Origin of the sequence: Paenibacillus sp. H1-7 (assembly GCF_022354825.1) — a bacterium.
GTDB lineage: Bacteria > Bacillota > Bacilli > Paenibacillales > NBRC-103111 > Paenibacillus_S.
In genome coordinates, this window is sequence record NZ_CP031168.1 from 7,875,224 (window position 1) to 7,900,016 (window position 24,793).

General features: G+C 52.1%; 25 protein-coding genes. 6 read left to right on the forward strand and 19 right to left on the reverse strand.

Annotated elements, in window-relative coordinates; all coding sequences use genetic code 11:
- Positions 1 to 195: 195 nt before the first annotated feature.
- From DVH26_RS34745 to DVH26_RS34765, 5 genes are all read right to left on the reverse strand, one after another.
- The gene (locus DVH26_RS34745; RefSeq protein ID WP_239630158.1) at positions 196 to 1,761 is read right to left on the reverse strand and encodes a glycoside hydrolase family 28 protein; all 1,566 of its coding nucleotides are present in this window, start codon (positions 1,759 to 1,761) and stop codon (positions 196 to 198) included.
- Positions 1,762 to 1,775: 14 nt separating this feature from the next.
- Positions 1,776 to 2,432, reverse strand: a complete 657-nt coding sequence (locus DVH26_RS34750; RefSeq protein ID WP_239635590.1) for a hypothetical protein — start codon at positions 2,430 to 2,432, stop codon at positions 1,776 to 1,778.
- Between the two features lie 247 nt (positions 2,433 to 2,679).
- Entirely contained in the window at positions 2,680 to 3,540 is an 861-nt protein-coding gene (locus tag DVH26_RS34755) for a copper amine oxidase N-terminal domain-containing protein (protein ID WP_239630159.1), read from the reverse strand.
- Between the two features lie 473 nt (positions 3,541 to 4,013).
- A complete protein-coding gene (locus tag DVH26_RS34760) occupies positions 4,014 to 4,892 on the reverse strand; it encodes a cation diffusion facilitator family transporter (protein ID WP_239630160.1) in 879 nt (292 codons plus the stop codon).
- A gap of 307 nt (positions 4,893 to 5,199) precedes the next feature.
- The gene (locus DVH26_RS34765; RefSeq protein WP_239630161.1) at positions 5,200 to 5,628 is read right to left on the reverse strand and encodes a hypothetical protein; all 429 of its coding nucleotides are present in this window, start codon (positions 5,626 to 5,628) and stop codon (positions 5,200 to 5,202) included.
- Positions 5,629 to 5,790: 162 nt separating this feature from the next.
- Between DVH26_RS34765 and DVH26_RS34770 the strand changes: the two genes are divergently transcribed.
- A complete protein-coding gene (locus tag DVH26_RS34770) occupies positions 5,791 to 6,138 on the forward strand; it encodes a DUF4870 domain-containing protein (protein WP_239630162.1) in 348 nt (115 codons plus the stop codon).
- 152 nt (positions 6,139 to 6,290) lie between these two features.
- Here the strand turns inward: DVH26_RS34770 and DVH26_RS34775 are convergent, their stop codons facing one another.
- Both DVH26_RS34775 and DVH26_RS34780 read right to left on the reverse strand, forming a co-directional pair.
- Positions 6,291 to 6,815 (reverse strand): NUDIX hydrolase, encoded by a 525-nt coding sequence (locus DVH26_RS34775; protein ID WP_239630163.1) that lies wholly within the window; start codon positions 6,813 to 6,815, stop codon positions 6,291 to 6,293.
- An 84-nt stretch (positions 6,816 to 6,899) separates the two neighbouring features.
- Complete coding sequence (locus DVH26_RS34780; RefSeq protein WP_239630164.1) at positions 6,900 to 7,655, reverse strand: IclR family transcriptional regulator; 756 nt, start codon at positions 7,653 to 7,655, stop codon at positions 6,900 to 6,902.
- A gap of 335 nt (positions 7,656 to 7,990) precedes the next feature.
- On the opposite strand from DVH26_RS34780, the gene DVH26_RS34785 reads away from it, so the two are divergent.
- From DVH26_RS34785 to DVH26_RS34795, 3 genes are all read left to right on the forward strand, one after another.
- The gene (locus DVH26_RS34785; RefSeq protein WP_239630165.1) at positions 7,991 to 8,959 is read left to right on the forward strand and encodes an aldolase catalytic domain-containing protein; all 969 of its coding nucleotides are present in this window, start codon (positions 7,991 to 7,993) and stop codon (positions 8,957 to 8,959) included.
- Between the two features lie 180 nt (positions 8,960 to 9,139).
- Complete coding sequence (locus DVH26_RS34790; protein ID WP_239630166.1) at positions 9,140 to 9,520, forward strand: PepSY domain-containing protein; 381 nt, start codon at positions 9,140 to 9,142, stop codon at positions 9,518 to 9,520.
- Between the two features lie 189 nt (positions 9,521 to 9,709).
- Positions 9,710 to 10,528 (forward strand): SPL family radical SAM protein, encoded by an 819-nt coding sequence (locus DVH26_RS34795; RefSeq protein ID WP_239630167.1) that lies wholly within the window; start codon positions 9,710 to 9,712, stop codon positions 10,526 to 10,528.
- A 108-nt stretch (positions 10,529 to 10,636) separates the two neighbouring features.
- On the opposite strand, the gene DVH26_RS34800 is transcribed toward DVH26_RS34795, so the two are convergent.
- Complete coding sequence (locus DVH26_RS34800; protein WP_239630168.1) at positions 10,637 to 11,566, reverse strand: helix-turn-helix domain-containing protein; 930 nt, start codon at positions 11,564 to 11,566, stop codon at positions 10,637 to 10,639.
- Positions 11,567 to 11,671: 105 nt separating this feature from the next.
- Between DVH26_RS34800 and melA the strand changes: the two genes are divergently transcribed.
- Positions 11,672 to 13,030, forward strand: a complete 1,359-nt coding sequence (melA, locus tag DVH26_RS34805) for an alpha-glucosidase/alpha-galactosidase (protein WP_239630169.1) — start codon at positions 11,672 to 11,674, stop codon at positions 13,028 to 13,030.
- Positions 13,031 to 13,142: 112 nt separating this feature from the next.
- On the opposite strand, the gene DVH26_RS34810 is transcribed toward melA, so the two are convergent.
- From DVH26_RS34810 to DVH26_RS34825, 4 genes are all read right to left on the reverse strand, one after another.
- Positions 13,143 to 13,874 carry a ZIP family metal transporter gene (locus DVH26_RS34810; RefSeq protein WP_239630170.1) on the reverse strand — a complete coding sequence of 244 codons (732 nt, stop codon included), beginning with the start codon at positions 13,872 to 13,874 and terminating at the stop codon, positions 13,143 to 13,145.
- Between the two features lie 151 nt (positions 13,875 to 14,025).
- Entirely contained in the window at positions 14,026 to 14,373 is a 348-nt protein-coding gene (locus tag DVH26_RS34815; RefSeq protein WP_239630171.1) for a hypothetical protein, read from the reverse strand.
- Positions 14,374 to 14,636: 263 nt separating this feature from the next.
- On the reverse strand, positions 14,637 to 16,040 hold the full coding sequence (locus tag DVH26_RS34820; RefSeq protein WP_239630172.1) for an NAD-dependent malic enzyme: 1,404 nt from the start codon (positions 16,038 to 16,040) through the stop codon (positions 14,637 to 14,639).
- Positions 16,041 to 16,206: 166 nt separating this feature from the next.
- Positions 16,207 to 17,238: a redoxin domain-containing protein gene (locus tag DVH26_RS34825; RefSeq protein ID WP_239630173.1), complete on the reverse strand. Its 1,032-nt coding sequence runs from the start codon at positions 17,236 to 17,238 to the stop codon at positions 16,207 to 16,209.
- A gap of 229 nt (positions 17,239 to 17,467) precedes the next feature.
- On the opposite strand from DVH26_RS34825, the gene DVH26_RS34830 reads away from it, so the two are divergent.
- Positions 17,468 to 17,971 (forward strand): PCYCGC motif-containing (lipo)protein, encoded by a 504-nt coding sequence (locus DVH26_RS34830; RefSeq protein WP_239630174.1) that lies wholly within the window; start codon positions 17,468 to 17,470, stop codon positions 17,969 to 17,971.
- 107 nt (positions 17,972 to 18,078) lie between these two features.
- Here the strand turns inward: DVH26_RS34830 and DVH26_RS34835 are convergent, their stop codons facing one another.
- The 7 genes from DVH26_RS34835 to ctaD all read right to left on the reverse strand — a co-directional run bounded on the left by DVH26_RS34835 (position 18,079) and on the right by ctaD (position 24,746).
- Entirely contained in the window at positions 18,079 to 19,434 is a 1,356-nt protein-coding gene (locus tag DVH26_RS34835; protein WP_239630175.1) for a sensor histidine kinase, read from the reverse strand.
- Positions 19,431 to 20,105, reverse strand: coding sequence for a response regulator transcription factor (locus DVH26_RS34840; protein ID WP_239630176.1), 675 nt, complete (start codon positions 20,103 to 20,105; stop codon positions 19,431 to 19,433). Before DVH26_RS34840 ends, DVH26_RS34835 begins: the two co-directional genes overlap by 4 nt.
- Before the next feature lie 340 nt (positions 20,106 to 20,445).
- On the reverse strand, positions 20,446 to 20,901 hold the full coding sequence (locus DVH26_RS34845; RefSeq protein ID WP_239630177.1) for a DUF420 domain-containing protein: 456 nt from the start codon (positions 20,899 to 20,901) through the stop codon (positions 20,446 to 20,448).
- Positions 20,902 to 20,926: 25 nt separating this feature from the next.
- Positions 20,927 to 21,808, reverse strand: coding sequence for a cytochrome c oxidase assembly protein (locus DVH26_RS34850; RefSeq protein ID WP_239630178.1), 882 nt, complete (start codon positions 21,806 to 21,808; stop codon positions 20,927 to 20,929).
- Between the two features lie 194 nt (positions 21,809 to 22,002).
- Positions 22,003 to 22,317, reverse strand: a complete 315-nt coding sequence (locus DVH26_RS34855) for a cytochrome C oxidase subunit IV family protein (RefSeq protein ID WP_239630179.1) — start codon at positions 22,315 to 22,317, stop codon at positions 22,003 to 22,005.
- Positions 22,318 to 22,938 carry a cytochrome (ubi)quinol oxidase subunit III gene (locus DVH26_RS34860; RefSeq protein ID WP_239630180.1) on the reverse strand — a complete coding sequence of 207 codons (621 nt, stop codon included), beginning with the start codon at positions 22,936 to 22,938 and terminating at the stop codon, positions 22,318 to 22,320.
- Positions 22,935 to 24,746, reverse strand: a complete 1,812-nt coding sequence (gene ctaD, locus DVH26_RS34865; RefSeq protein ID WP_239635591.1) for a cytochrome c oxidase subunit I — start codon at positions 24,744 to 24,746, stop codon at positions 22,935 to 22,937. The genes DVH26_RS34860 and ctaD overlap by 4 nt, the downstream gene beginning before the upstream one ends.
- Positions 24,747 to 24,793: the final 47 nt, after the last annotated feature.

Here is a 24,793-nt window from a genome sequence, read left to right on the forward strand (position 1 = left end):
TGTTTTCATATCGGATCAACAATCCTGCCCACCCTCGCCTGCCTACAGTACACTTGTCGCAGAAAACCCGAACGAAACCCTCGTAGATAACGAAGCTTATCATCAAGCCACCCCGACAAAAAAAGCACACCCCATTACAACCTATGGGGTGTGCCCTGCTATAGCCTGCTGCGCCGGCTTTAGCTTCTATCACAACTACTTCGGCATCCGGTTCGCCGCCGAATAAAACTCGGGGCTCGTCCCGTCGGCGAATCGAACCGCCGTCTTCGCCTTGGAAAAATCGTTGCCGACCACGAACATCCCGTCGGCATCAACACGCTCCAGCGCCAGGAAAGCATCCGTTCCTTCCTCAGCCTTGCAGCCTTGCACGGCAAGGCCTTGCACGTCCTTCAGCTCCACTGCGCTGACTCCAGCCGGGGCTGCCTTGCCTCGGAGTCCTTTTATCGCCAGCTGCTCGATATGCTCGCCATATAGGGCGTTCGACCAATGATCGTTAGGCTCGCCCTCCCAGACGACCTCGACGCCGTCGAGCGACACGTTCTTCGCATGGCGGCAAAATACCGCCGGGATATGGTGGGCAAACACACCGCGCGCCGACGGCTGCGTATCGAACAGGCCGCCCGGATACCCGCTCTTGCGCCGCATCGTATGACGAAGCCCGCGGATCGAAATATTTTCGACGACACTCTCTTCCGAGCCTTCGATATAAACGCCGCCCTCGGCTTCCGTCAATATATGCTCGTAGCGGATATTGCGGATTTTGCCCGGAGGCTGCTCCGAGCCGTTACGCCGCTCGGCCGTGATGAAGATCGGCTCGCCCTTGCCCCACCAGCGAAGCTCACGAGACGGCTCCTCCGCATTGCTGAACAGTCTTGTTTCGATGATGATGTTCGAAAAGAGGATGTTTTCCACCGTCGCGCCGTCACGGACCCAAATGCCGAGACCGCGGTTGGAGTTGCGGATGACACAGTTTTGCACGACGATATTACGAATATCCGCATGGGTTTCCGTGCCGATTTTGACAGCGGAATCATGTGTTACCAGCGTACAATTCGTCACGGTAATGTTCTCGCAGGAGCCGTATCGCTCCGCACCCTGCTTCGTCGTTTTGACAACGATACAGTCGTCGCCGGTCTCGATATGGCAGTCCGAGATATGCACGTCCTTGCAGCAATCCGGGTCAATCCCGTCATTATTCGGCCCTCGCTGCTGGCCCAATATTTTAATGCCGTTAATGTTAACACGGCTGCAGCCTGTCATATGAAGCCCCCACGACGATGCGCGATACAGAGTGACATCCCGGAACAGCACATCCGTACAGCCCTCGAAATCGATAAGCTTCGGTCTGAATCCCCCGAGCGGAAGCAGCACATGGTCGCTCACGCCATCCTCGGGTTCCAGGAAGTGCTCTCCCCGCCCGTCGATTGTACCAAGACCCGTGATCGAAACCTTCTGAGCATGACGTGCGCAGATCAGTGCGCTTTTCCCTTGTCCTTCGCTGAGAAAAGCCTCACGGTCCCCTGCTGTCGGCGGGGCAACAAAATCCCGCTCCTCCATGCTGCTTACGATGCGTGCCGATGCCTCCAAGTGCAGATCGACGTTGGAGCGAAGCAGCACCGTTCCGGATAAATAGTTGCCATGAGGGACGACCACTCGCCCGCCGCCTTGCTGCGCGCAGTAGTCTATCGCCGCTTGAATGCTTGCCGTGTCTTTGGTTTCGCCGTCCCCTATGGCGCCAAAATCGCGAATATTCACATTCATTCCATCATCTCTCCCTATAGTCGTTCGTTATGCTCATCGCCGCAATAATGCTCGAATACAAGCTCGATGTGCTTGAAATACAAATGTCCGTCCTCCCAAGGCTGGAAGTGCAGGTCCATGCGCGAATCGTTCCAATTCTCCGGTGTGCCGGACGTAGTCAGCTTTCTCGGCGCTGCCGGCTCCTCGATGACTTTCGGAAACTCCTGATAGCCGAACAGCAAATTTTCGTGCATGGCGATAATCTCGTACTTATCACCAAGAAACGCCCGCTCCTCCTGAAGCTGATAATGGTAATAAATGTAGCTCGCCATCATCTCCGGCTTCAAATGAGCAATGCGCCCCGCTCTGCGTTCCACCGGCGCTTTCCGGATCCAATGCTCCCGGCTGACCGGCTCGTTGAAGTGAAACACATCGACCATCGGAATCCACTGCCTTTTGTCCGCATGCCCCGGCCAATCCTCCAACAACGGCGCCAAATCGCCGAACATTTCATCCGGATGGATTGCACCGTCCATACATTCGTAGTACAGAAAAAGCTCCCGATTCCACCGGAAGCCGGCGATCGTCATGAGCTTCCCTTCCTCCACGAGCCTTCGGGCTGCTTGTCCGCTGGTCATCGTCTTTAAGCCCGCTTCTTCCTGCCCTTCCCTCAGCTGGGAGCGATAGATCATTCTCAACACTGTAATCCGCCTCATTTCTCAAATTCACTTGCTTTATTGATACTATCTTTTTCATTTGTACGCAATTGGAATTTTATGCACGGCTATCCGAACTGCCAGTGATCGGCATAAGCAGCCTAGCATTTTATTGCACAAAGTTAGACTTTATTAAAGACAGCCCCACCGGAAAAAGAAAAAAGCCAGAGGAGCCGTCTCTAACGGCGGACTCTCTGACTTTTGACATCCTTTTTATAACAAACTATTCTTCATTAATGATAACGGAGGAGGTTTCTGGCTCCCAGTTTACCGCAGCTTTCAAAGCTTCACTTACAAAACGTACAGGCACTACCGTGCTGCCGTCGGCAATTGCAGCCGGTACTTCAAGCGTTACTTCTTTTCCGTCCACATAGGCCGTCGTGCTGCCGATATACAATTTCACAGAGATGCCGTCGCGCGTAACGGTAACGGAACGCTCTTCCTCATTCCATGCAACATCCGCTTTCAAAGCCTCGGAGATGGCGCGGAACGGAACCAAAGTATTGCCGTCGCGGATAAAAGGTGCGACTTCAAAGGAAGGCTCTTCCCCGTTCACGTACAGCTTGACTCCCTTTTTGCCCAATTTGTCGTACAGCTTGCCGAGCTTTTTATAGGAATTGATATTTTTGATGTTGGCTTTGATCGCATCCTTCTGAACATAGACCGCATCGGTCACGCTGCCTTGCTGCTCAAGCAAATCCGCTACGGCGGACAGCGCCTCGTCCTTCTCCTTAATCGCTTCCAGCTCCGCCTTTTGCTCGGCCGTTAGCCTTCCATCGTATTTGGTCAACAGCAAATCGGCAATAACCGCACCTGCAGGCTTGTCCTTCACGTTCTCAATAGCGTTCAATAGTCCTTTAAATCCTTGATGCCCTGTACTGCCGTATGTATTGTCTGTTACAGTGTCTTGAGAAGTCTTCTCAACGTTTTTATTCGCTTTGGTATCCACAGAAGCTTCCACTTTCACTGCCGCTTCCGCTTTTTTCTCTGCACCGTTACCGTTATCCGATTTGGCCAGCGCCGCCCCTGCAAAAAGACTTGTTGCCAATACTCCGGATGCCGTTGCTAATAAAACTTTGTTCATTAATGATCCCTCCAGGATGCAATTTGTAGTGCTGCTAGTTATATTCGGCGCCGGCTGCATTTTTTTTGAGGGTGACTTCTGCTCTTAAACAAAAAAATTTGTATCTTCTCAGCAGTTCATGCCGCTAAAATCTGATAAAACCTATGAAAACCGGGCCATCGTGAACCATTCCTTTGAAGCTCGTAGGGTCTGCAACGGTGGCAACCGCTCCGGCTCCATAAAAGTGATTCAACAATAAAAAAACGGTGTCGATTCCTCACCGATTGGGAAGGAGCCTACGCCGTTTCTTTGGGTCTTACCGTTATCCGATTTTATGAGGAAATTCCATGCCCCGTTCTCTGCAGCTTGCCATAGCCTCGCTAACGAACGTCCCCCGCACTACTATGCTGCCTTCCGGCAATGGCAGACGGCACTTTACACTTTAAAGCGTTACGTTACATCTCATGAATAAACCGCATTCCGAATGACTCACATTAGCGGCTGCCGGTGTAAGGCTCCACATGCACATGCACATTTTCGATATGATGCTTGGTATGCATGCGCCGTTCGATCTCGTCGCTAATATCGTGGCTTTGCTCCACGCTAAGCTCTGCGCTCACTTCGACCACCACATCCAGCAGTACGCTGCTGCCGTGTACCCGGGCGCGAATATCTTTAATTCTCTTGACTCCGGGCGTATCCCCGACCGTCTGCTGGAACGTCTTCAGTTTCTGCTCGTCGAAGCCGTCCGTCAGCGCATGAGTCGATTCCGAAAAAATATCCCACGCCGTTTTGCAAATAACGATGCCTACGGCAAATGCAGCGACCGCGTCCAGGATAGGCAGTCCCAACCGCGAACCGAAAATACCTACCGCGGCACCGATGCTGACCAAAGCATCCGAGCGGTTATCGTGGGCGGCCGCCATCAGCGATTGGCTGTTGATACGCTGTGCCAGACGGCTGTTGTATAAGTAAACGCCCCACATGCAGGCGGCGCACAGAAGCGCGATCCATGCGGCCAGCATATCCGGGGCATGTCTCTCGCCGGACATCAAGCTCTGGGCAGCCTGGATAATGACCTGAATCCCCGCCGCGAACATAATGAACGAAGCGACCAGCGATGCGATGGTTTCTGCCCTCATATGACCGTAAGGATGGTCCTGATCCGGCGGCTTCCTGGCTATGCGCAAGCCTATGAGCACGGCGAGCGATACAATAATATCGGTCGTATTGTTAATACCGTCTGCGGTTAACGCTTCTGAACCCGTGAAATAGCCCATGCTGATTTTGAAAGCAGACAATATGATATAAGCGATGATACTGACCCATGCGCCTTTTTCACCCTGCTTCAGATTATCGTATGTGTCTACCACTCGGCTCTCCTCCAAATCCATGTATCAACATGCATGATTTCAAATCGAACCTCATCATAACAAACGAACCTCGTGTGGGTCTAGAGAAACAGTGTTTTCCTCGCAACGAAAAATAGGGACGGAACAACATTGTTTTACAAGGCAAATCTTTTTCTCCCGGTCAAAAAAAGTGGCTGCCGGTCCACATCGGCTTCATCGAAGCAAACAGCTGCCGCAGCGGAGGAATTAGGGTAAAAAGAAACAGCGGTCCCGCATGCCTGCGGTTCACCGCTGCCCTGTCCTGTCACCAGCCGGCCGCTTGCAACGGTTATAACCGTACGCCGGCGTCAAAATGATTGTAATCGTCATCCGACGGATCGAATACTTCGGCTCCGTTACCGAAGTCGGATTCCCCCGCTCCCACTCCGGGAATCGAAGCGGAGCTGGTTGCGTATTGCTCATTCCAATCCTCATTCACCACATGGGCGGGAATGGCAATAAAGTCTGCTTCATTGTAAGCCATAGCGTACGTATCGCTCTCTGTTGCGAGTCCCGGAATTTCCTTCAGCAGCCCTCCGTGGGCTTGGGCAATTTCAAGTGCGGACGTCAAATCGTTGCGTTCCACCTTGATATGCAGGGTAGGGCGCTTCATTTCGCTATGCATACCGGTCGGATAGCCCAGCTCCTCTAGCATGTCCATGGCAAGCCTAGCCGATTGTTCATTCTCGAATTCAAAAAAGATCGGTGCACCGGTCATGCGGATTCGTTCCTTTCGTTGTATAATGAAATGGTCTGCTCTATAATTCCCAGGGTTTCGCCATATTATTCCTGTCCCAAAAAGGAAGACATACGGTCCGAAGACTGCGCATACACTGGTTACAGCTAAACCAAGGTCCGGGAAGGAAAGGGGTGAATAAAAATGACCCAAACCGACGACGGGCGCAATCCCGTCCAGGCTACAGAAGCCGACGTCAACGAAAATAAATGGATTGCCGCAGCCTCATACATACTATTTTTCCTTCCGCTCATTGCCGCCAAGCAATCCAGGTTCGCCATGTATCATGCGAATCAGGGCCTTATCCTGCTTCTTCTCGGAATTGTATGCAACATCGTTCTCGGCCTCATTCCGTTTATCGGCTGGATTTTACTGCCTATCGCCAATCTGGCGACGCTGGCGCTGGCGATTATCGGCATTATACAAGCCGTAAACGGCCAAATGAAGCCTTTGCCAGTAATCGGCACGATATCGATTATCAAAGTGCCTTAGCCACTCCATCGGCTGCCGGTACTCGAAGCTGTCCTGACGGGTTCTTCATGAACCGCGAGGACGGCTTTTTTCTATGCCACGAGAAATAACCCGTGTTTAATAAATCGGCCGATTCGGCCGGTTCATCGAACACGGGTCCAGTGCTGCTGTTTTCATGGTTGCGCGTCCATTCCTCCGCTTGCGGAGACCGCGTACAGAGCCTCTAAAGGCAGCGGCGTACAGCTAATGAGCCGCCCGTTGCGAAAGACGCAGCGGTATTCGCTGCATGGAGCCTGAGCTAGCATCGGCGGCAAAAAGTGCCTTACATGCTTCGCCACGCCCTGATTGTCCGGATGAACAATCCATTCTACAGGCCTCCAGGCCAGAATCCCTTCCTCCGTCTCGGCCGGCGTCTCATAAGCGGAGGCATACTTTGCCGGCAGCTCCGCCGTATAAACATACATGCCGTTCGTAGGCTTCCCGTCGACCTCCCAGGTCACAATCCCTCCGTACCGGGCTTCCGTAAGCGCAATGCCGGTCTCCTCGTACACTTCCCGCAGCACGCTGTCATACGGCGTTTCCCCAGGCTCCAGCTTGCCGCCTACGCCGTTCCACATGCCGAGCAGAGGCGCTTTATGACGGTTCAGCATCAGCAGCTGCGAGCCTTTACGAATAAAGCATAAATTGTACTTCAGCATCCGCTGTCGCCTCTTTCCTTCACCCTCATAATGATTTACAATCCGAATCATTAACGGTATACGACTCGGCCGCGGCCTCAAGCTCTACTGGCCTCCATAAGTCAGCTTTCCGGCCAGCAGAGAGGCTAGTCCGATCGCCGCCTGCTTCTTCCGCTCCCACTCGTGGAGCGGCATCGAGATGCTGATGGCGCCGGTGATGTCGCCTCCCCGCTGCACGATCGGCGCAGCGACGCAGCAGAAGCCCATCACCGCCTCCTGCTCGTCGCAGGCGAAGCCGTCCCGCTTCGCCTGCTCCACCTGGCGCCTCAGCTCCTCGCGCGCCATTAGCGTGTACGGCGTCAGCTGGAGAAGCGGACTGCCCGGTGGATACAGCCGCTCCCAATCGGCTTCGCTCAACCCGGCCAGCAGGGACTTGCCAAGTCCCGTGGCATGCGCCGGAAAACGCGAGCCCGGCCCCGATACGACGCGGACCGGATTGGGCGCAGTTTCCTTGGCCAAATAGACGACCTCGCTGCCTTCCAATCGGGCGAGCTGTACCGACTCGCCGATTTCATTCATAATCGCGGGCGCTTCTTGTTTGAAACGCTCAATCACGTCAAACTGCTGGAAGTAGACGCTGCCGATCCACCCGAGATACCCGCCGAGCCCGTAGGCATCCGCCCGGTCCTTTTCGATCCAGCCCAGCTCCTCCATCGTTTGCAGCAGGGAGAACATCGTGCTTTTGCTTATTGCGGTTCGCTGGCACAAGTCGCTCAGCCGGAGCCGTCCGGGCTCTCCGGCAATGAGGCGCAGAACGTCATGCGCTCTCTCCAGCGCGGGAACCCAATACTTTTTATCCATCGGTCCGGATGCCTCCACCATATACTAGTTCCATATTTTGAACCATGTTCCAAATATTTTTTCCATATTTTATCACTGTTCGTTTCCGTCGGTCAACCGTTAACCGATCGCAAAAAAATCGACTATTTTTTCCAAATTGTTAACATAATATGTTTGTCAATATGAATTTGTTTTGGTATGATTGACAAAGTATTTAATGATGTGTAATGATAGGGATAGAAAATATCACTTTACCGCTTAAAAGCTAAAAAGCTTAAAAGCCGAAAAGTCATTTTTACCCGATACGGGTGCCGGCTATGTGTTAAACTGCCATATAGGAAAAAGGAGCACTGACTATGACAAGAGATACGAACCACAAAATTTTGGACTGCACGATTCGTGACGGAGGCCTCGTCAACAATTGGGATTTTAGCGTTAAAATGGTACAGGACATGTATGCGGGCTTAAGCGAAGCCGGCGTAGAATATATGGAAATCGGCTATAAAAACTCCGCCAAGCTGCTTAAAGGTGCCGATGCTGGCCCATGGCGCTTTTTGAACGAAGACTTCTTGAAAGAGGTTATCAACCGCAAAACCGATACGAAGCTTTCGGCGCTTGTAGATATCGGCCGTGTGGACGAGAACGACATTTTGCCGCGTGAGCAAAGCCAGCTTGACCTGATCCGCGTTGCGACCTACATCAAAGATGTAGACAAAGCTCTGGAGCTTGTGCGCAAATTCAACAGCTACGGCTATGAAACGAGCATCAACATTATGGCGCTGTCCCATGTTATGGAGAACGAGCTGACCGAAGCTTTCGTGGAAATTAACAAAAGCCCGGTTGACGTAGTGTACATCGTAGACTCCTATGGAAGCATGGATTACAGCGACGTCGACTACCTGGTTGCCAAATTCCAGCGTCTTCTTCCTGAGAAACAGCTTGGCTTGCATATGCACAACAATATGCAGCTTGCTTTCTCCAATACGATTATGGGAGCCAGCAAAGGGGTTCAATTCCTGGATACGTCCGTATACGGTATGGGCCGCGCTGCCGGCAACTGCCCTACGGAGCTGATCGTCAGCCATTTGAAGAACCCTAAATACGACGTACGTCCTGTACTCGATCTGATCGAGAGACACTTGATCCCTATGCGCGAGAAAGTGGAGTGGGGCTACATCATTCCTTACATGATTGCAGGCGTATTGAATGAGCATCCGCGTTCGGCTATGGCTCTTCGTGCCAGCGATAATAAAGACAAATTCGTCGACTTCTATGATCAGCTGACTTCTCCGGAAGTTATGCCAACTAACCATCACTCCGATTAATAAGCTATGACTTTAAGACGGTTGCCGTGTGCAGCCGTCTTTTTTGATATGCTGCCGCTGCCGCCCCCTCCTTCGTGCCGATACTCCCGCTCCCGCTTGCGATTGTTCTTCACAGTTATGGGTATCCTATTGCAGGTAAGGAACATTTTGCATGCTGAACAAGCCCAAGGAGGATGCGTGATGAAGAACAAATGGTTACTGGCTGCGATGATTTTGCTGGCTGTGGAAGGAAGTACGGTACATACCGCTGCTCTCGCTTCTCATACCGTATACGCTGCTCCTGAAGACAGCGCGACGGGCGTCTATGAAGCGGAGCAGGCCGAGCTGGAGAAGCAGGTGAAAATTACGAAGGATCAGTGTATAGCCATCGCCATGCAAAAAGTACAGGGCATCGTGCAGGAGATCGAGCTCGGTACTGAAGACGGCACGATCGTGTACAACGTACTGATCGAGGATAAGAAGGAACGGCTTATGGAGGTTAAGGTGGATGCGGTCACAGGCCATATCATTGATGTAGGCCGCAGCGACGATGTGTTCGAGACTCCCGAGGATCCCGAGTGAGACTGCAGCTGGTTAAAAATTCTGTCGTAAAAGCCTTCCGTGCCCCATGGTCGCGGTAGGCTTTTTTCATTATGGCCATGAAGCATCTCGATTCCCGTTTCTTCCGCTGGCAGCGTTTGGTATAATAGGGAATCAAACAGGAATTCGATCGGAAGAAGCTCTACTACGAGACCGAGGTGAATGCTAACCATGAAACCGACCATCGTGCATAAGACGCCGAAAACGCTGCTGAATCCGGCAAGCGGCTATTTGACCGGCTACAGCCATACGTTGAATCCGTATACCGGCTGCGCTTTTTCCTGCACGTACTGCTACGTGCGCGAGATGCCCGTCGCCAAGTTCCGGGGCGAGCCGTGGGGCACCTGGGTCGACGTCAAGGAAGGCGCGGCGTCGATCCTCGCTAAGGAGCTCGTCAAAGCAAAGCGCAAAGGACGAGTGACGATCTTCATGTCTTCGAGCACAGACCCATACCAGCCCGCCGAGTATAACGAGCGGCTTACCCGGTCTTTGCTCGAAGCGATGGTTGCCGAGCAGCCGGACTTCCTGCTCGTGCAGACGCGCAGTCCGCTCGTGACTCGCGACATCGATTTGCTGCTCCGGCTGAAGGATCGCGTCCGGATCAGCGTGACGGTCGAGACCGACCTGGAGCCGGTCCGGCGGGCCTTCACCCCGGCTGCGCCTCCGATTGCGGCGCGGCTTGGGGCCTTGCAGCGGCTCACCGCGGCGGGGCTTGATACGCAGGCGGCGATCTCGCCGGTGCTGCCGTCCTCGCAGCGGTTCGCTGCGCGGTTGGCCGAAGTCGTCGGGCGCGTATGCATCGACGACTTCTTCATGGGCGACGGCAGCCTCGGGAAGCGCACGGAGCGGCTCGGCATCCGCCGCATTTACGAGCAGCTCGGCTTAAGCGACTGGTACGACCGCGAAGCGTATCAGCGGGTCGTCGCCGAGCTCCGCCATCACTTCCCCGAGGACCGCTTGTTTATAAGCCAAGCCGGCTTTCTCCCATGAACGGCAGCGGCGGACTACCCGGTTGCGTGGCCCCTGTACCGCCTCTCCTTAGTCTCTGCCAAACGCCATAACACGCGAATCGGATTCGCCGCGCGCTGGAGAGGCCCATCACTGCTCGATCCGCAAGAAATATACCGGATCGGCCGTTCTCCCCAGCCGGTATTCGTTCGGGGTCGCCCCGACAAACGTCCGAAACACTTTGATAAAGTAGTTCGTATATTCAAACCCGGCTTCTTTGGCAATCGCCTCCACGGTTTTGTCCGTATGCCGCAGCAGCCATGCGGCCTGCTCGATGCGGATTTTGCGCAAATACTGATTCGGCTTGAGGCCGGTTTTCTTCAAAAACTGCCGGCAGAAATGATATTTGCTAAGCCCCGCCGCCTCGGCGATCTGCTCCACGGACAAGTCCTGCGCGTACCGCGACTTCATGTATTTAATGGCGGCCCGAATCGCGGCGGGCATGTCCTCAGTCGCTTTGACACTCCCCCTCCCCTCTACATACCGGTGAAGCGCCATCAGCAGCTCATAAAGCCGGGCCGATATCGTATATTTATCCAGCTGCGGATCGTGATATACATCTGCATACAGGCGGCTGAGCAGAACAAGCGGCTCTTTATAATCGCGGAACGTCAGCACCGGTCCCGTCGTTTTCGCAATCGCTTTAAAATGGTTCAACGCATCCATCCCGTTCACGACAATGTATAGAAACTCCCACTCTTCGCCGTCCTCCGGAAAGTAGTACTCCTGATCGCTAGGAATGACCGTCATAAATCCGGTATCTTTAGTCAGCGGACATACTGTCTCCCCATCTCTCAGCAGCCCTTTTCCCGCCAACGTATATTGAAACACAACGAACCCGCCGCCTCTTTCCAGCCCGTTCCATCGATAGGCCGGGGAAGTTACCCGATCCCACCCGATATTAATAAGCCGAATCGGCTGCTCCGCCGGGCTTAAATATTTGAAGCCGAAGCTCGTACGCTCGCACATTTCATGAGGCATGAGCAATATAGTCTCATCCTTTCGAAAATATGTTATCATTGTAAGCCTTTTCCTTATGTTTTATTATGGAACTGTCCAAGAGGGAAGTCAATGGAGCTCAGGCGCGTCTGTACCTTGATCATTCAGCGAAAGGGGTATTGTATTATGTTGAAAATCGCCATGATTGGCGCAGGAAGCATCGGTTTTACCCGCAGGCTCGTAATGGATATTTTGGCTGTTGAAGAATTTCGGAATGCGCAATTTCGTTTCATGGATATTGACGAGGAAAACCTTCGAATGGCGACGAATCTGTGCCGCCATATGATCGAGAGCCACTCGCTTCCGGCGACGATTGTTCCGACGACCAATCAGAGAGAAGCGATTGCCGGAGCGGACTACGTGTTCTGTACCGCCCGCGTAGGCGGACTTGAGGCGTTTCGCCACGACATTGAAATCCCGCTCCGCTACGGCGTCGACCAATGCGTAGGCGATACATTGGGACCTGGCGGCGTTTTCTTCGCGCTGCGTACGATCCCTGTGCTACTCGACATCGCTCGCGACATGCGTGAGACAGCGCCCAATGCGCTGCTGCTCAACTACTCGAACCCGATGGCGATGAATACGTGGGCTGTCCGCCGCGCCGGCGGCATCCGCGTCGTAGGCTTGTGCCACGGCGTACAGCACAGCCATTCGCTGATCGCCAAGGCACTCGGCCTGCCTAAGGCAGAGGTCGATTATACGGCTGCGGGCATCAATCATCAAACCTGGTTCGTCCAAGTCTCGCATAAGGGACGCAGCGTGCTGCAGGATATTCTCCCTGCGATGGAGAAGCACACGGATATCGCTGCCAAGGAGCCGTGCCGTATCGATGTGCTTCGCCGTTTCGGTTATTTTTCTACCGAGTCGAACGGTCATTTAAGCGAATATTTACCATGGTACCGCAAGCTGCCGGAACAGACAGCAAAGTGGATTTATCCCGATACATGGATCGGCGGGGAGACCGGAGGCTACCTGAACCATTGCCTCAGCCGAGGAGATGAATACAAGGAGAACTATCCGAAGTGGTTGAACGGCGAACTTGAATCGATCCGGCTCGGTGAACGCTCCGAGGAGCACGGATCGTATATCTTGGAGGCGCTGGAGACCGGACGGGTGTACCGGGGGCATTTCAATATCGAAAATCGCGGCTTGATCACGAATCTGCCGGACGAGTGCACGATTGAGATCCCTTGCTACGTCAACCGCAACGGAATACAGCCGACCTTCGTCGGCGCGCTGCCGTTGGCTTGCGCCGCCACGTGCCGAGCCAGCATCAGCGTGCAGGAAATGGCTGTCGAGGCGGCGCTGACCGGCAATCGCGAGCTGGTGAAGCAAGCGATTTTGCACGACCCTCTCACGGCCGCCGTCTGCACGACGGAGCAAGTATGGCGCATGTGCGACGACATGTTCGAGGCGCTCAGCCCTTGGCTGCCGCAGTTCAACGGCGGCAGCCGGACGTGGAACGATATCCCGCAGCCTGTCTAATGCTGTAATTGCAGCTTCCAATGGAAATGGACGGCTCAAGGAAATACAACGACAGAAAGAAGGCTCCTCCGCAATGGTGCGGGAGAGCCTTCTTCCTCATAAACCCGTCTCTTCACCTGAAGCTGTGGGACAAGGCGATCATTGTCAGCAGACCGGCGATAAAAGCGAACGTGGCAGGTCTCTCATGCCCGTCGCCGTGACTCTCGGGAATAAGCTCTTTGTATACGATGAACAGCATCGCTCCCGCCGCAAAGGCAAGCCCGTACGGGACGATCCCGGAGACGCGGGAGGTGAAATGATAGCCGGCCATGCAAGCTATCAGCTCCACAAGCGCCGTACCGAAGGAGAACGCGATCGCCTTCCATCTTCCGACTCCATGAGAAAGGAGGAACAGAGCGATAAGAAACCCTTCCGGCACATTTTGCAGGCCGATGGCAAACGATACGAGCGGACCTAGATCCGGATGATCGCTTGCGTAGCTGACACCGACCGACAAGCCTTCCGGCAGGTTGTGCAGCCCCATCGCAATGAGAAAAAACAACGACTTCTCATTCATCCTGTCCGTTCTGGGAGTATGGGACGGCTCTGCGTGCGGAATCCACTTTTCCATGACGGTCAAGACGGCGGTTCCCGCCAATATCCCGATCGTTAGCACCGGCAAGTTGGACAGCTTCAAGGCGGATGGTATGAGGCTGTAGGTGGAAGCAGCCACCATAATGCCGGCAGTATAGGCAAGCAAGCTGTCGCGCCCCCGGTGCGATACATGCTTGAACAGCAGCGCCGGAATAGCCCCGAGCAGCGTGCATAACGATGCGATAAGACAACTAAAGGCTATGTCATTCATAGGACCTCCATAGGACTGAGAAGTATACGCCTCTTTACCATCCTATGTACAAGCCCGTAAAAAATGACCCTTCAGCAGAGGGTAACTCGGCTATCTGAGAGTCTGGAGTCGAACGTCAGTCGACAGTCTAGTTTCACGCATCAAAGCCGTCTTACTTCCACCGCGTGATCAGAAAGCCTCCAGCGATAACGGCAAGGCCGAGGAAGGTTTTCCATGTCGGAATTTCTTTCAAAAAAATATACCCGATCACCACGCACACCAGCATCTCCAAGCATTTGGACATCAGCAGCGTGATGGTCAAATTGCCGAGCGCACGGTAACCGTTCTGAATACCGAAGCCGATCATAAGGTTAGCGGCGAATATTAATGGAAGCAGCTTCAGCTGATACCAGAATGTAGGCCAAAATACAGGCTCGATATATTTGCCTTGATAGGAAAATATCCCGTTGATAAGAAACAGTCCGCCAAGCAGCAGCCCTGCTGCATATACAGCCACCATCCTTACTCCTCCTTATGTCATCTGCATGTTTCCTTTCTTGGACATTAATGTTTCCCAAATCCAACTTTTTAAAAACGGCTCCGCTTACCGTTCATGCCGCTTCCCCTTCACATATGCAGACCTCTATTTGTGGCTTTTCAAAGCCGAGCGCTTCTATGATAAAAAAAGGGACCGACCCGTTAAGGGCGATCCCATTGTAAGCAGCTATGAACATGTCTTTCATGCGAACCCGTAATACCGCATTCGGTATCCGGGACCGTTTCTTAACGGAAATCCGGTGGAATACGGCGGGCAACGTCCGTTGCGATAGCAGCCTCAATCACTGCATGGCGCACGTTTTTCACGACCTGATCGTTAAAAATACTCGGAATGATGTACGATTCGTTCAGCTCGGCGTCGGTAACTACCGATGCGATAGCCCGTGCAGCCGCGAGCTTCATCTCTTCGTTGATCCGGCGTGCCCGGCAATCCAGCGCTCCGCGGAAAATGCCCGGGAAGCACAGCACGTTGTTGATCTGGTTCGGGAAGTCGCTTCGTCCTGTCGCCATCACTCGAACGTACGGCTGAGCTACTTCCGGATCGATCTCCGGCTGCGGATTGGCAAGGGCGAACACGATAGGGTCTTCCGCCATCGCTTGAACATGATGCACCTTCAACAGTCCGGCACGGGATACGCCGATAAATACGTCCGCTCCTTGGATGACCGTATCCAGCGTCCCCGGCGTATCTTCCACTTGCGGCTGCTGAGCAAGCCATTGCCACATCGGCTGCTCGTAAGTTCCGCCGCGGACAATCGCTCCGTCACGGTCTACAGGTACAAGGCGGCCGACTCCTGCAGCAAGCAGCATTTTGCAGACGGATACTCCCGCAGCGCCAATGCCGTTTACTACAACGCGGATCGATTCGATCGGCTTGTTTACGACTTTCAGCGCGTTCAGCAAGCCTGCCATCATCACTACCGCGGTTCCGTGCTGGTCATCGTGGAATACCGGAATGTCGAGCTCCTTCTCCAGTCTCGATTCAATCTCGAAGCAGCGGGGGGAGCTGATATCCTCCAGATTAATGCCTCCGAACACAGGGCTTATCGCCTTGATCGTACGAATAATTTCTTCCGTATCCTTCGTATCGAGGCAGATCGGGAAAGCATCGACATCCGCCAGCTGCTTGAACAGCATAGCCTTCCCTTCCATAACCGGTGCGGATGCCAAAGCGCCAATGTCGCCAAGGCCCAGTACAGCGGTTCCGTCCGATATAACTGCTACCGTGTTACGCTTAATTGTAAGGGAGTACGCTTTGTTCGGATTCTCATGAATCGCCGTGCACACGCGCGCAACACCCGGTGTATAGACGCGGGACAAGTCGTCCCGGTTTTTGATCGGCATGCTTGGAGTAACAGAGATTTTTCCTCCGAGATGGGCGAGGAACGTCCGGTCGGATACGTTGATCAGCTTGGTTCCCGCCAATTCCTTAATTCCTTCCACCACTTGCGCTTCGGCGGAATCCTGCACGTCGACGGTGATATCGCGGACAGACGTTTCCTTGCCGACGCGGATTACGTCGATGGAGGTAACATCCCCCCCGGCACGGCTGATAGCCGCCGCTACATCACCGAAAGTGACTTGTCCATTGGTCAATTCTACCCTGAGGATGATACTTGTATTTGCCATTGAATGAACCTCCTAATAAGTTCGATATGATGAACTTGTTTCCAAATTCTGAACTCCAATGTATTTCACATCATATCACGCACCGTTTTGCAATTGCAATAACGATTTTTTATCCGCTTTCATATACCTAACATGACAATCACATGCAATTCTTGGCGATTCGTCGTTAACGAATCGCCTTTTTTAACATTTCCTCGTCCATTGCACCTTGATGCTTTTTCCGAATAATTCCATTCTCATCCAACGTATAGGTGGCCGGATAGGCTGCTACTTGATAGGTTTTCCCGACCTGCCCATCCGCATCCAGTACAACAGGAAACGTGAGTCCCCAATGGTTCACGAACGATTCCACAATCGAACTGTTCAGCTCCGTATGAGTAGCGTCCACGGACAGAATGACCACATTGTTGTCCTTTTGCTGGCTGTAGAACTGCTGCATGATCGGCATTTCAATCCGGCATGGGGGACACCAGGTCGCCCAGAAGTTGATCAGCACTTTTTTGCCGCGGAAGTCCGACAGCTTCACCTTCTGTCCATCCAACGTAAGCAATTCAAAGTCCGGAGCGCGCTGGCCGATCCCAATACCGACAGGAGTCCCTTCGGCATCCTGCGCCACCGCGCCGGCCGATTTCTCCCATGTGCTCATCGCCAAGGAACTAAGCAGCGCATGCGCGATCACGAATGATATGAATACAGCGTGCATCGTTTTGCGTCCCGCCTGAGGCTCGCGGATCCACCAAAGCACTATCGTCGCAATACCGATGGCAACAGCGGCTCCATTGGTTACAGCATGACCGTCCTGAACGACAGCAGCGAGCAACCGATACGTTGTATAACCGGCTATTATAGAGATAAGCCATGCATCTATATAAACGGCTTTGTAAGGGGATTTGCGATCCTTATACCAGACATATCCTGCCGCCAGCAGAACGGCAATCCAGGCTCCCTTGCTTCCGCCGCTATAATACAAGAGAGTCATCGGGTTATCGATAACCCCTTGCGGATTAAACAAGACTATACTAAGCTTCCAAACCAGCAGCCAGATCAGCACCACTTCAAATGCCCTGTCATAGCTTGACCCGGCGGGTAATGCATTTTGCAGACGAAATCTCATCACAGCGTATCCGACAACGATTGCCGCCACGATAATTAGCATGCTGCTTGTCAAAACAAACGGACCGAACGTCCATGCATTCATGCGGTACCTCCTACCAACTATCTTATGTTTATTGTGAATCGGTTGCATGGACATGTCAAACTAAGATCTTTTTGCACACCAATAGAACAATCTTATAGGCCTCATAAGCCCGCTACACCTAACATATCGAGTAAGCTATACGCGTATTGTTCGAACTTCGCTCACGAGTATTCTATACCCATGTATGGTATAATGAATCATAATAAAGTTTTTTTCACGGAGGTATACCATGAAATTGCGTCTGGCCCCGCTATTCGGCCTTGTAGCTCTAACGGTTGTTGTTTCGGCCTGCGGCTCCCCTGCCAACCAAGCAGCGACCTCCTCATCGCACGCAGCTCACCAGCAGCATGCTCCCAACGGCGATTTGCAAGAAACGACGGCAAGCATTACGAAGCTCCCTTCCTTCCTTGACAAGCAGCGTCCGGAGATCAAGCAAGCGTACCAGATCGCTGCATCGGTTGTCGATGTGCTTCAATGGGTTCCATGCTACTGCGGCTGCGGCGAGAGCGCCAATCATCTCAGCAACAAGAACTGTTTTATCAAAGAAGTCAAAGAAGACGGCTCCGTCGTGTGGGATGATCATGGAACCCGGTGCGGCGTCTGTATGGAAATTGCGGTGACTGCAGCCAGAATGAAGAAAGACGGCAAATCGAATAAGGAAATTCGCGACTTTGTCGATCAAACCTACAAGAAAGGCTATGCCAAGCCCACCCTCACTCCGATGCCAGCCTGATACGGCTATAGCTTCAAACGACACAAGGCGATGGAAGCCGCTCCGGCTCTCATCGCCTTGTTCTTTTCTTCCCCTTGGCTGCCGCCAAAGCTCACTCATCTCACTGTTCATAGTAAGCTGGGCAGGACGATCGTACATACCGTCCCCTTGCCTTCCTCACTCGTAACAGTAATATCACCCTTATGCAGATCTACGATCTTCTTTACGATAGCCAAGCCTAGACCGCTGCCGCCTACTTTATCCGTTCTGGACCGGTCCGCTTTATAAAACTGGTGAAAAATCATCGACAGCTCCGCCGCCGGGATTCCAATCCCGGTGTCTTGAATCGTGACGATGACGCGGTTTACTTCCGCTTGCAGTCGGATCGCAATCGTTCCTCCGTCCGGTGTGAATTTGATGCTGTTTCCGATCAAATTGACCCATACCTGACTTAGCAGATCCGTGTCGCCCTCGATCACCGTCTTGGGCAGCTCCAAATCCAGCTGCAGCTGCTTAGCGCTCCACTGCGGCTCGCATACGACAACGATATGTCGAATTTGTTCATCCAAACGATACGCTGTTTTACGAAACGGATGATGCTCCGACGTAAGGGAGGCCAGCTTCAGCAAATTATCGCTCAACCGGGACAGCCTTTCGCTTTCCGATTGAATGATGTCCAAATAGTACAGCCGCTCCGCCTCCGGCATCGAACCGGTTCTCAACGCTTTCGTGAAGCCGATGATCGAAGTGAGCGGCGTTTGAATTTCATGCGAGACGTTCGAGACAAAATCCTGCCTCATCTGCTCCAGCTGCTGCAGCTCCACTGTCATTTCATTAAAGCTTTGGGCCAATATTCCGATCTCATCGTTGCGCTTCATATTCAGCCGAATGTCGAAGTTCCCTTTGGCCAGCTTTCGGGTCGCTTTGGTCAGCTGGTTCAGCGGATTAACCAGGTATCTCGCAGCCACTGCCATAACCAGACCGCCAATCAAAAGAACGACAGACAGATTAATCTGTATCGTGCGCCTGATCTCATTGCTGATTTCCAAATAGTTCGGCTGGACGAACAACGCATACGTGCGGTCTCCCTGTTTCATCGGATAGCCCATAAGCCAGGCGGGAAGCTCGTGCTTGTCGTGCTGGACAAACACCTCGTACCGGCCTCCCGCAATGACAAGCGCTATGTTCTCTTGTGTCACCCCTGGAGGGATCAGCGAGCCGGATAGCCGTTGGCCGTCTGCACCGTACAAGCTGATAGAAGACGATTTCATCTCGGCAAACCGCCGCAGCATCTCCCCCCACCGAGCCGGATCCGCCTCAGACAGCATAGCCGTTATATGCTCTGCCGAGCTGTTCGTATCCTGCTGCATCCAGTCCTGCATCTGCTGCTCGAACATCCGGTTCGTGAGGATCATTGCTCCCATTAATCCGATGAGAACTGCAAGAATGAAAGTGATTACGAGACGAACATAGAGCGATTTCATCTTGCTTCCTCCAGCCGATAGCCGAGTCCGCGGATTGTGCTGATCTTGAAGCCGGCGGAAGATTCCGGGAATCGTTCGCGAAGTCTTTTAATATGCACATCTACCGTCCGCTCGTCGCCCTCGTAATCGATGCCCCATATTTGCTGAATCAGCTGCTCCCTCGTAAAAATTTGCCCGGGATAGCTCGCCAGCTTGAACAGCAGCTCGAATTCCTTTAGCGGAACATAGACGGTCTCGTCAGCCAGCTTCGCCTCATGCCCCGAATGATTCAAATGAACGTTCCCGATCTGCACAAGATGCGAGCTTGCGATCTTATACCGTTTGAGCAGCGCACGAACCCGAAGAACCAGCTCGACCGGATCGAATGGTTTCACCAAATAATCGTCGGTCCCGAGCTGATACCCTTTCACCTTCTGCCCCGTTTCTCCTTTAGCCGTCACCATCAGAACGGGAATATCGTAATGCTGCTTAATCGTCTGACACAGCTCCCAGCCGTCCATCTCGGGCATCATAATATCAAGCACGACAAGATCGATGAGGCCGGCCTCCAGCTTCCTCCATGCCTCCTTGCCGTTATAAGCTTCTTCAGTGGCGAAGCCTTCCTTTTGCAAAAATAACGTGATCAGCTTAACGATATGCTTATCGTCGTCTACGACCAGTATTTGGGCCAAGGCAGCAACCCCCTATCGTTTCCTGTCGTGCCTTAGTATGCCCGGTTTTGGTAATATGCAGGTCCGATTGCCTTCCTCCCTACACAAAAAAGACTTCGTCTTAAGACGAAGTCTTGCTTGTCGAGAAACTCATATATTCAGATTTCCCATGAGGTCAGGTAGGGGTATCTCTCGGAGGAGCGTGAGCGTCCGCCTTTGAAAATCGTGAAAATACCACTAAATTTGATCAAAATTCACGAGTTTCAACAGCGGCCGGAGAGAGATCCCCTACCGGTGTATTATGGGAAATCTCTGACTCTGGGAGTTCCCCGACAATCTATCTCGGTCTTAAGACGAAGTCTTACAGCCCGAATATGGCATCTATCATAGGCTTTGTATCCCCGCCCGGATACATGATGTACAGCAGGACATAGACTACGACACCAGTTGGTGCCGTCAACAGCCACATCACCGCAGTCCAGCGCCCGATTTTCTTATGCTTCGCAAACCGCTTGTTAAAAGCGTGCAGCATAGTAACGATCCCAAACACGCCGGCTACCGTTGCCAACGTGATATGGAAAAATAGAAAAGTATGATAAGCCAGCTTCAGCGATTCCGGCCCGCCAAACGTCGTATTCCCTACAAAGATCGTCCTCGAAGCGTAAATCAGGAAAAACGCCAGAGCAAAGCCGGCTCCCCACAGCATCAGCTTCTCATGCCCTTTACGGTTCCCTTTCAAGATCTGAGCCCATCCGAAGGCTACAAAGATCGCACTGATGACGATAAAACTCGTGCTGATCGTAGGCAATATATGCATTGTTGCTCCACCCCATTATGAATAGTCAAGCCCGGTTTGCATTGATCTGCGAATGTGCATACTCCAATTCTTCTTCTTCGTCTTTCTTCCGTTCCATGCGATACCATCGGAAGAAGGTGTAAGCCAGTGCAGCACCGTAGACGATTTCTTGAACGATCTTCATGATAACCCCGCCCAGCTGCTGATCGTTCAATACCGACATAAACAAGTACGATTCGGGCACATCCATATAATTGGCGTACAGCGGTTTACCGGCAAAAATAATCAACGCACACGCCGGCGTCAGCAAAATACCGTTAATAAAGATGTAAGCCATCTTCCACAGCTCCGAAATTTTATTAAATTCCGGAAGCGGACAAAATACAGGGAACCACATCTGGAAAGCCGCTATCAGGAAGATGGTATTGTAAACCTCATGCAGCAGCGGATTAGCCATCAGGGTATCCATAATCATCGGTATATGATAAAAGGAGAAAATCAGGTTAAATACGAACAACGAGCACATGGGAGCTGTCCATATTTTCATGAACATTTGGGCGGCTTTCCCCTTAAACAGCGGTCGGATAAGCCAACCCGGCGTTCCGAGCAGAAACAACGGCGGCATGATAAGATACAGTACCGATTGCTGAAACATATGGGCACTGAAGCTGTAATGGTGCGCGTAGTAGTAGAGCGGGCTTCCCTCCGCCACATAGAACAAAAACAACCCGGTGTAAAAATAAAACTGCTTCTTCAGAGATACAGGCGCCGATTCTGCAAATCGATGCCGATGGCGGTGTATTGCCGCTCCATACAACCACCCGACAACGATAAGAACAAGCACCAGACCCGGACTCCACAACGATGCGAAATCAGCGACTCCCCCGTGTCCCGAATGACCCAATGTTCCCGTTGGATCCGTATTCATGCTGATCTCTCCTTTCTTGGCTACATAAGTAATCCTCTATTTGTTACTAATTTGTGAAAAATAGCGCATACATAGATAGACTAAATCCCTGACATTAAGCATAACCTACAATTCCATTCATTAAACAAGCTGTTCCCTTATGGTAAGAAAAAAGAGGGGCTTTCATCTAACAAAAGCCGCCCCTTCTCTCTCTATTACCACCAAACCCAATATACGGCTGCTGCGACTGCAGTCAGGGCGACTAACGCCCCGAAGATCAAACCAGCGATCGGGAAAAGATGACCTTTATCTTTCATGTGCATCCAATATGCAAGCTGGAAAATCGATTGTACCAATGCCAAACCGACCAGGAACATGATCAGGAACGCTCTGTCCAGACCGCCGTACAATACGGCAGCGAACGCCAGAATGGTCAAAAGAATCGAAACGATATAGGACAAGTAATGGTTCCTTGGGCCTTCAAGCTTGTGACGATTGCCCGCAGACGAAGTATGCTGTTGACTGCTCATTTACGGTCCCACCTTCCCCATCAAGTACACTACGGTGAAGATAAATACCCAAACTACGTCGATAAAGTGCCAATACAAACCGGCTACATAAAACTTCGGTGCCGTAACAACCGTGAGTCCTTTTTTCACAGAGCTGATCATCAGCAAGGTGATCCAGAGAACCCCGAACGCAACGTGCGCTCCGTGGAAACCGACTAACGTATAGAATGAAGTGGCAAATGCACTCTTCGAGAACACATGGCCTTCATGTACATACTCGAAAAACTCGTAAACCTCCAAGCCCAAGAAGCCCAAGCCTAGAACAACAGTAACACCCATCCACAAGAGAACCTTGTTAAGCTGGCCACGGTGCAATGCCATGGTTGCAAATACGCTCGTCAATGAGCTTGTGAGCAAGATAAGGGTAGCCAAGCCGACCATGCCAAGCTGGAAAATCTCTTGCCCTGTAGGTCCGTCAGGAACCTGATTGCGAAGGGCGATAAACGAAGCGAACAACGTTCCGAACAACACGCACTCTCCGCCAAGGAAGAGCCAGAAGCCCAAAACTTTATTTTTACCTTCCAGCGTTGCCGTTTCTGCGTGAGGTGGCAAGGCACCGCCTACTTCATGATGTGCACTCATGCCTTAACCCCCTTATCATTAAGCTCTTCCGGTTCGATATGGTAGCCTTTGTCGTCGTATACCGATCTAAGCAGCATACATACCAACATCGCACCCAAACCGATAGCAACTACTACGTACTTATGGTACATAAATCCGTAACCGGCAATGAAGAAGCCGAGGGACATAACAAACGGTAAAATCGATGGAGACGGCATGTGAATCGAACCAACCGGCTCGGCAGGGGTCATCTCCTTGTTGCCTGCCATCTTCTCTTTCCACAATGGATCCAAACCGCGAACCAGTGGAGTTTGTTTAAAGTTGTACTCTGGTGGAGGAGATGGGATAGCCCACTCCAATGTACGTCCATCCCACGGATCCGCAGGAGCAGTCTTAGGCGAACGCGCTGTAGCAATAATATTGATGATAAATACAATCGTACCGACACCCATCAGGAAAGCACCGATGGTACTGATAAAGTTACCTTCTTCCAGTCCAACGTTCGGCTGATATGTAAATACCCGGCGAGGCATCCCCATCAATCCCAAGAAGTGCTGCGGGAAGAATGTCATATGGAAACCGACAAAGAATGTCCAGAAGTGAATTTTACCCAAAGTTTCGTTCAGCATGCGGCCGAACATTTTTGGCCACCAGTAGTAAGCGCCTGCGAAAAGACCAAGTACCAGACCGCCTACGATAACGTAGTGGAAATGCGCTACGACGAAATACGTATCATGATATTGATAGTCCGCTGGAGGTACTGCAAGCATAACCCCTGTCGTACCACCCATAACGAACGTTGGAATAAACGCCGTTGCAAAGGTGTTTGCCGTGGAGAACGTAATTTGACCGCCCCAAAGCGTAAACAGCCAGTTAAAGATTTTAACCCCGGTAGGTACGGCAATCGCCATGGTGGCTATCGAGAATATCGCATTACCTACAGGACCGATACCTGTTGTAAACATGTGGTGAACCCAAACCATGAAGCCCAAGAAACCGATCAACGCTGTTGCGAAGACCATGGAGCTGTAACCGAACAGACGCTTTTTGGAGAATGTACTTACAATCTCCGAGATAATACCGAAAGCCGGCAAAATCAAGATATATACTTCAGGGTGACCGAAGATCCAGAAGATGTGCTCCCACAGAACCGGGTTACCGCCTTTGGATACTTCAAAGAATGCCCCTTCGAACAAACGGTCGAACATCAATTGAACCAAACCTACCGTGATGGCAGGGAAAGCGAACAAAATCAATGCGGAAGTGATGAATGCAGTCCATGTAAAGAGCGGCATTCTCATGTAAGTCATACCAGGAGCACGCATGTTGATGATCGTAACCAGGAAGTTAATACCCCCGATCAGCGTACCCAAACCGGCGATCTGCAAGCCTAATACGTAGAAGTCAACTCCATGATACGCAGACGTAGAGTCAACGATCGAGGAAAGCGGCGCATAAGCCGTCCAGCCTGCTGCCGGAGCTCCGCCCAAGAACCAGCTCGTATTCAGGAGAACCCCCCCGAAGAAAAACAGCCAAAAGCCTAACGCATTCACAAAAGGGAATGCAACGTCGCGCGCTCCGATTTGAAGAGGAACAATCGCATTCATGAAAGCAAAGATAATCGGCATCGCCGCCAAGAAAATCATCGTTGTTCCATGCATTGTAGTCAAAGCGTTGAATGTATCGCCGATGAAAATTTTCGAATCAGGATACATCAATTGAATCCGGATCAGGATTGCTTCAAGACCGCCGAGCAGGAAGAACAAACCGCCTGCAAGCATGTATAAAATACCGATCTTTTTGTGGTCGACGGTTGTCAACCAATCCATGATTCCACTGTAATGCTTTACTTTGTGAGAGTCAGCCAACGTATTTA

Bases quoted from the DNA above. Each gene is read 5' to 3' on its own strand.
- DVH26_RS34830 (WP_239630174.1), top strand. From the start codon at position 17,468: ATGAAATTGCGTCTGGCCCCGCTATTCGGCCTTGTAGCTCTAACGGTT.
- melA (WP_239630169.1), top strand. From the start codon at position 11,672: ATGTTGAAAATCGCCATGATTGGCGCAGGAAGCATCGGTTTTACCCGC.
- DVH26_RS34755 (WP_239630159.1), bottom strand. From the start codon at position 3,540: ATGAACAAAGTTTTATTAGCAACGGCATCCGGAGTATTGGCAACAAGT.
- DVH26_RS34790 (WP_239630166.1), top strand. From the start codon at position 9,140: ATGAAGAACAAATGGTTACTGGCTGCGATGATTTTGCTGGCTGTGGAA.
- DVH26_RS34770 (WP_239630162.1), top strand. From the start codon at position 5,791: ATGACCCAAACCGACGACGGGCGCAATCCCGTCCAGGCTACAGAAGCC.
- DVH26_RS34800 (WP_239630168.1), bottom strand. From the start codon at position 11,566: ATGATAACATATTTTCGAAAGGATGAGACTATATTGCTCATGCCTCAT.
- DVH26_RS34825 (WP_239630173.1), bottom strand. From the start codon at position 17,238: ATGAATGCATGGACGTTCGGTCCGTTTGTTTTGACAAGCAGCATGCTA.
- DVH26_RS34845 (WP_239630177.1), bottom strand. From the start codon at position 20,901: ATGCATATATTGCCTACGATCAGCACGAGTTTTATCGTCATCAGTGCG.
- DVH26_RS34850 (WP_239630178.1), bottom strand. From the start codon at position 21,808: ATGAATACGGATCCAACGGGAACATTGGGTCATTCGGGACACGGGGGA.
- DVH26_RS34795 (WP_239630167.1), top strand. From the start codon at position 9,710: ATGAAACCGACCATCGTGCATAAGACGCCGAAAACGCTGCTGAATCCG.
- DVH26_RS34855 (WP_239630179.1), bottom strand. From the start codon at position 22,317: ATGAGCAGTCAACAGCATACTTCGTCTGCGGGCAATCGTCACAAGCTT.
- DVH26_RS34745 (WP_239630158.1), bottom strand. From the start codon at position 1,761: ATGAATGTGAATATTCGCGATTTTGGCGCCATAGGGGACGGCGAAACC.
- DVH26_RS34765 (WP_239630161.1), bottom strand. From the start codon at position 5,628: ATGACCGGTGCACCGATCTTTTTTGAATTCGAGAATGAACAATCGGCT.
- DVH26_RS34785 (WP_239630165.1), top strand. From the start codon at position 7,991: ATGACAAGAGATACGAACCACAAAATTTTGGACTGCACGATTCGTGAC.
- DVH26_RS34815 (WP_239630171.1), bottom strand. From the start codon at position 14,373: ATGGTGGCTGTATATGCAGCAGGGCTGCTGCTTGGCGGACTGTTTCTT.
- DVH26_RS34835 (WP_239630175.1), bottom strand. From the start codon at position 19,434: ATGAAATCGCTCTATGTTCGTCTCGTAATCACTTTCATTCTTGCAGTT.
- DVH26_RS34780 (WP_239630164.1), bottom strand. From the start codon at position 7,655: ATGGATAAAAAGTATTGGGTTCCCGCGCTGGAGAGAGCGCATGACGTT.
- DVH26_RS34775 (WP_239630163.1), bottom strand. From the start codon at position 6,815: ATGCTGAAGTACAATTTATGCTTTATTCGTAAAGGCTCGCAGCTGCTG.
- DVH26_RS34820 (WP_239630172.1), bottom strand. From the start codon at position 16,040: ATGGCAAATACAAGTATCATCCTCAGGGTAGAATTGACCAATGGACAA.
- DVH26_RS34810 (WP_239630170.1), bottom strand. From the start codon at position 13,874: ATGAATGACATAGCCTTTAGTTGTCTTATCGCATCGTTATGCACGCTG.
- ctaD (WP_239635591.1), bottom strand. From the start codon at position 24,746: ATGGATTGGTTGACAACCGTCGACCACAAAAAGATCGGTATTTTATAC.
- DVH26_RS34860 (WP_239630180.1), bottom strand. From the start codon at position 22,938: ATGAGTGCACATCATGAAGTAGGCGGTGCCTTGCCACCTCACGCAGAA.
- DVH26_RS34750 (WP_239635590.1), bottom strand. From the start codon at position 2,432: ATGATCTATCGCTCCCAGCTGAGGGAAGGGCAGGAAGAAGCGGGCTTA.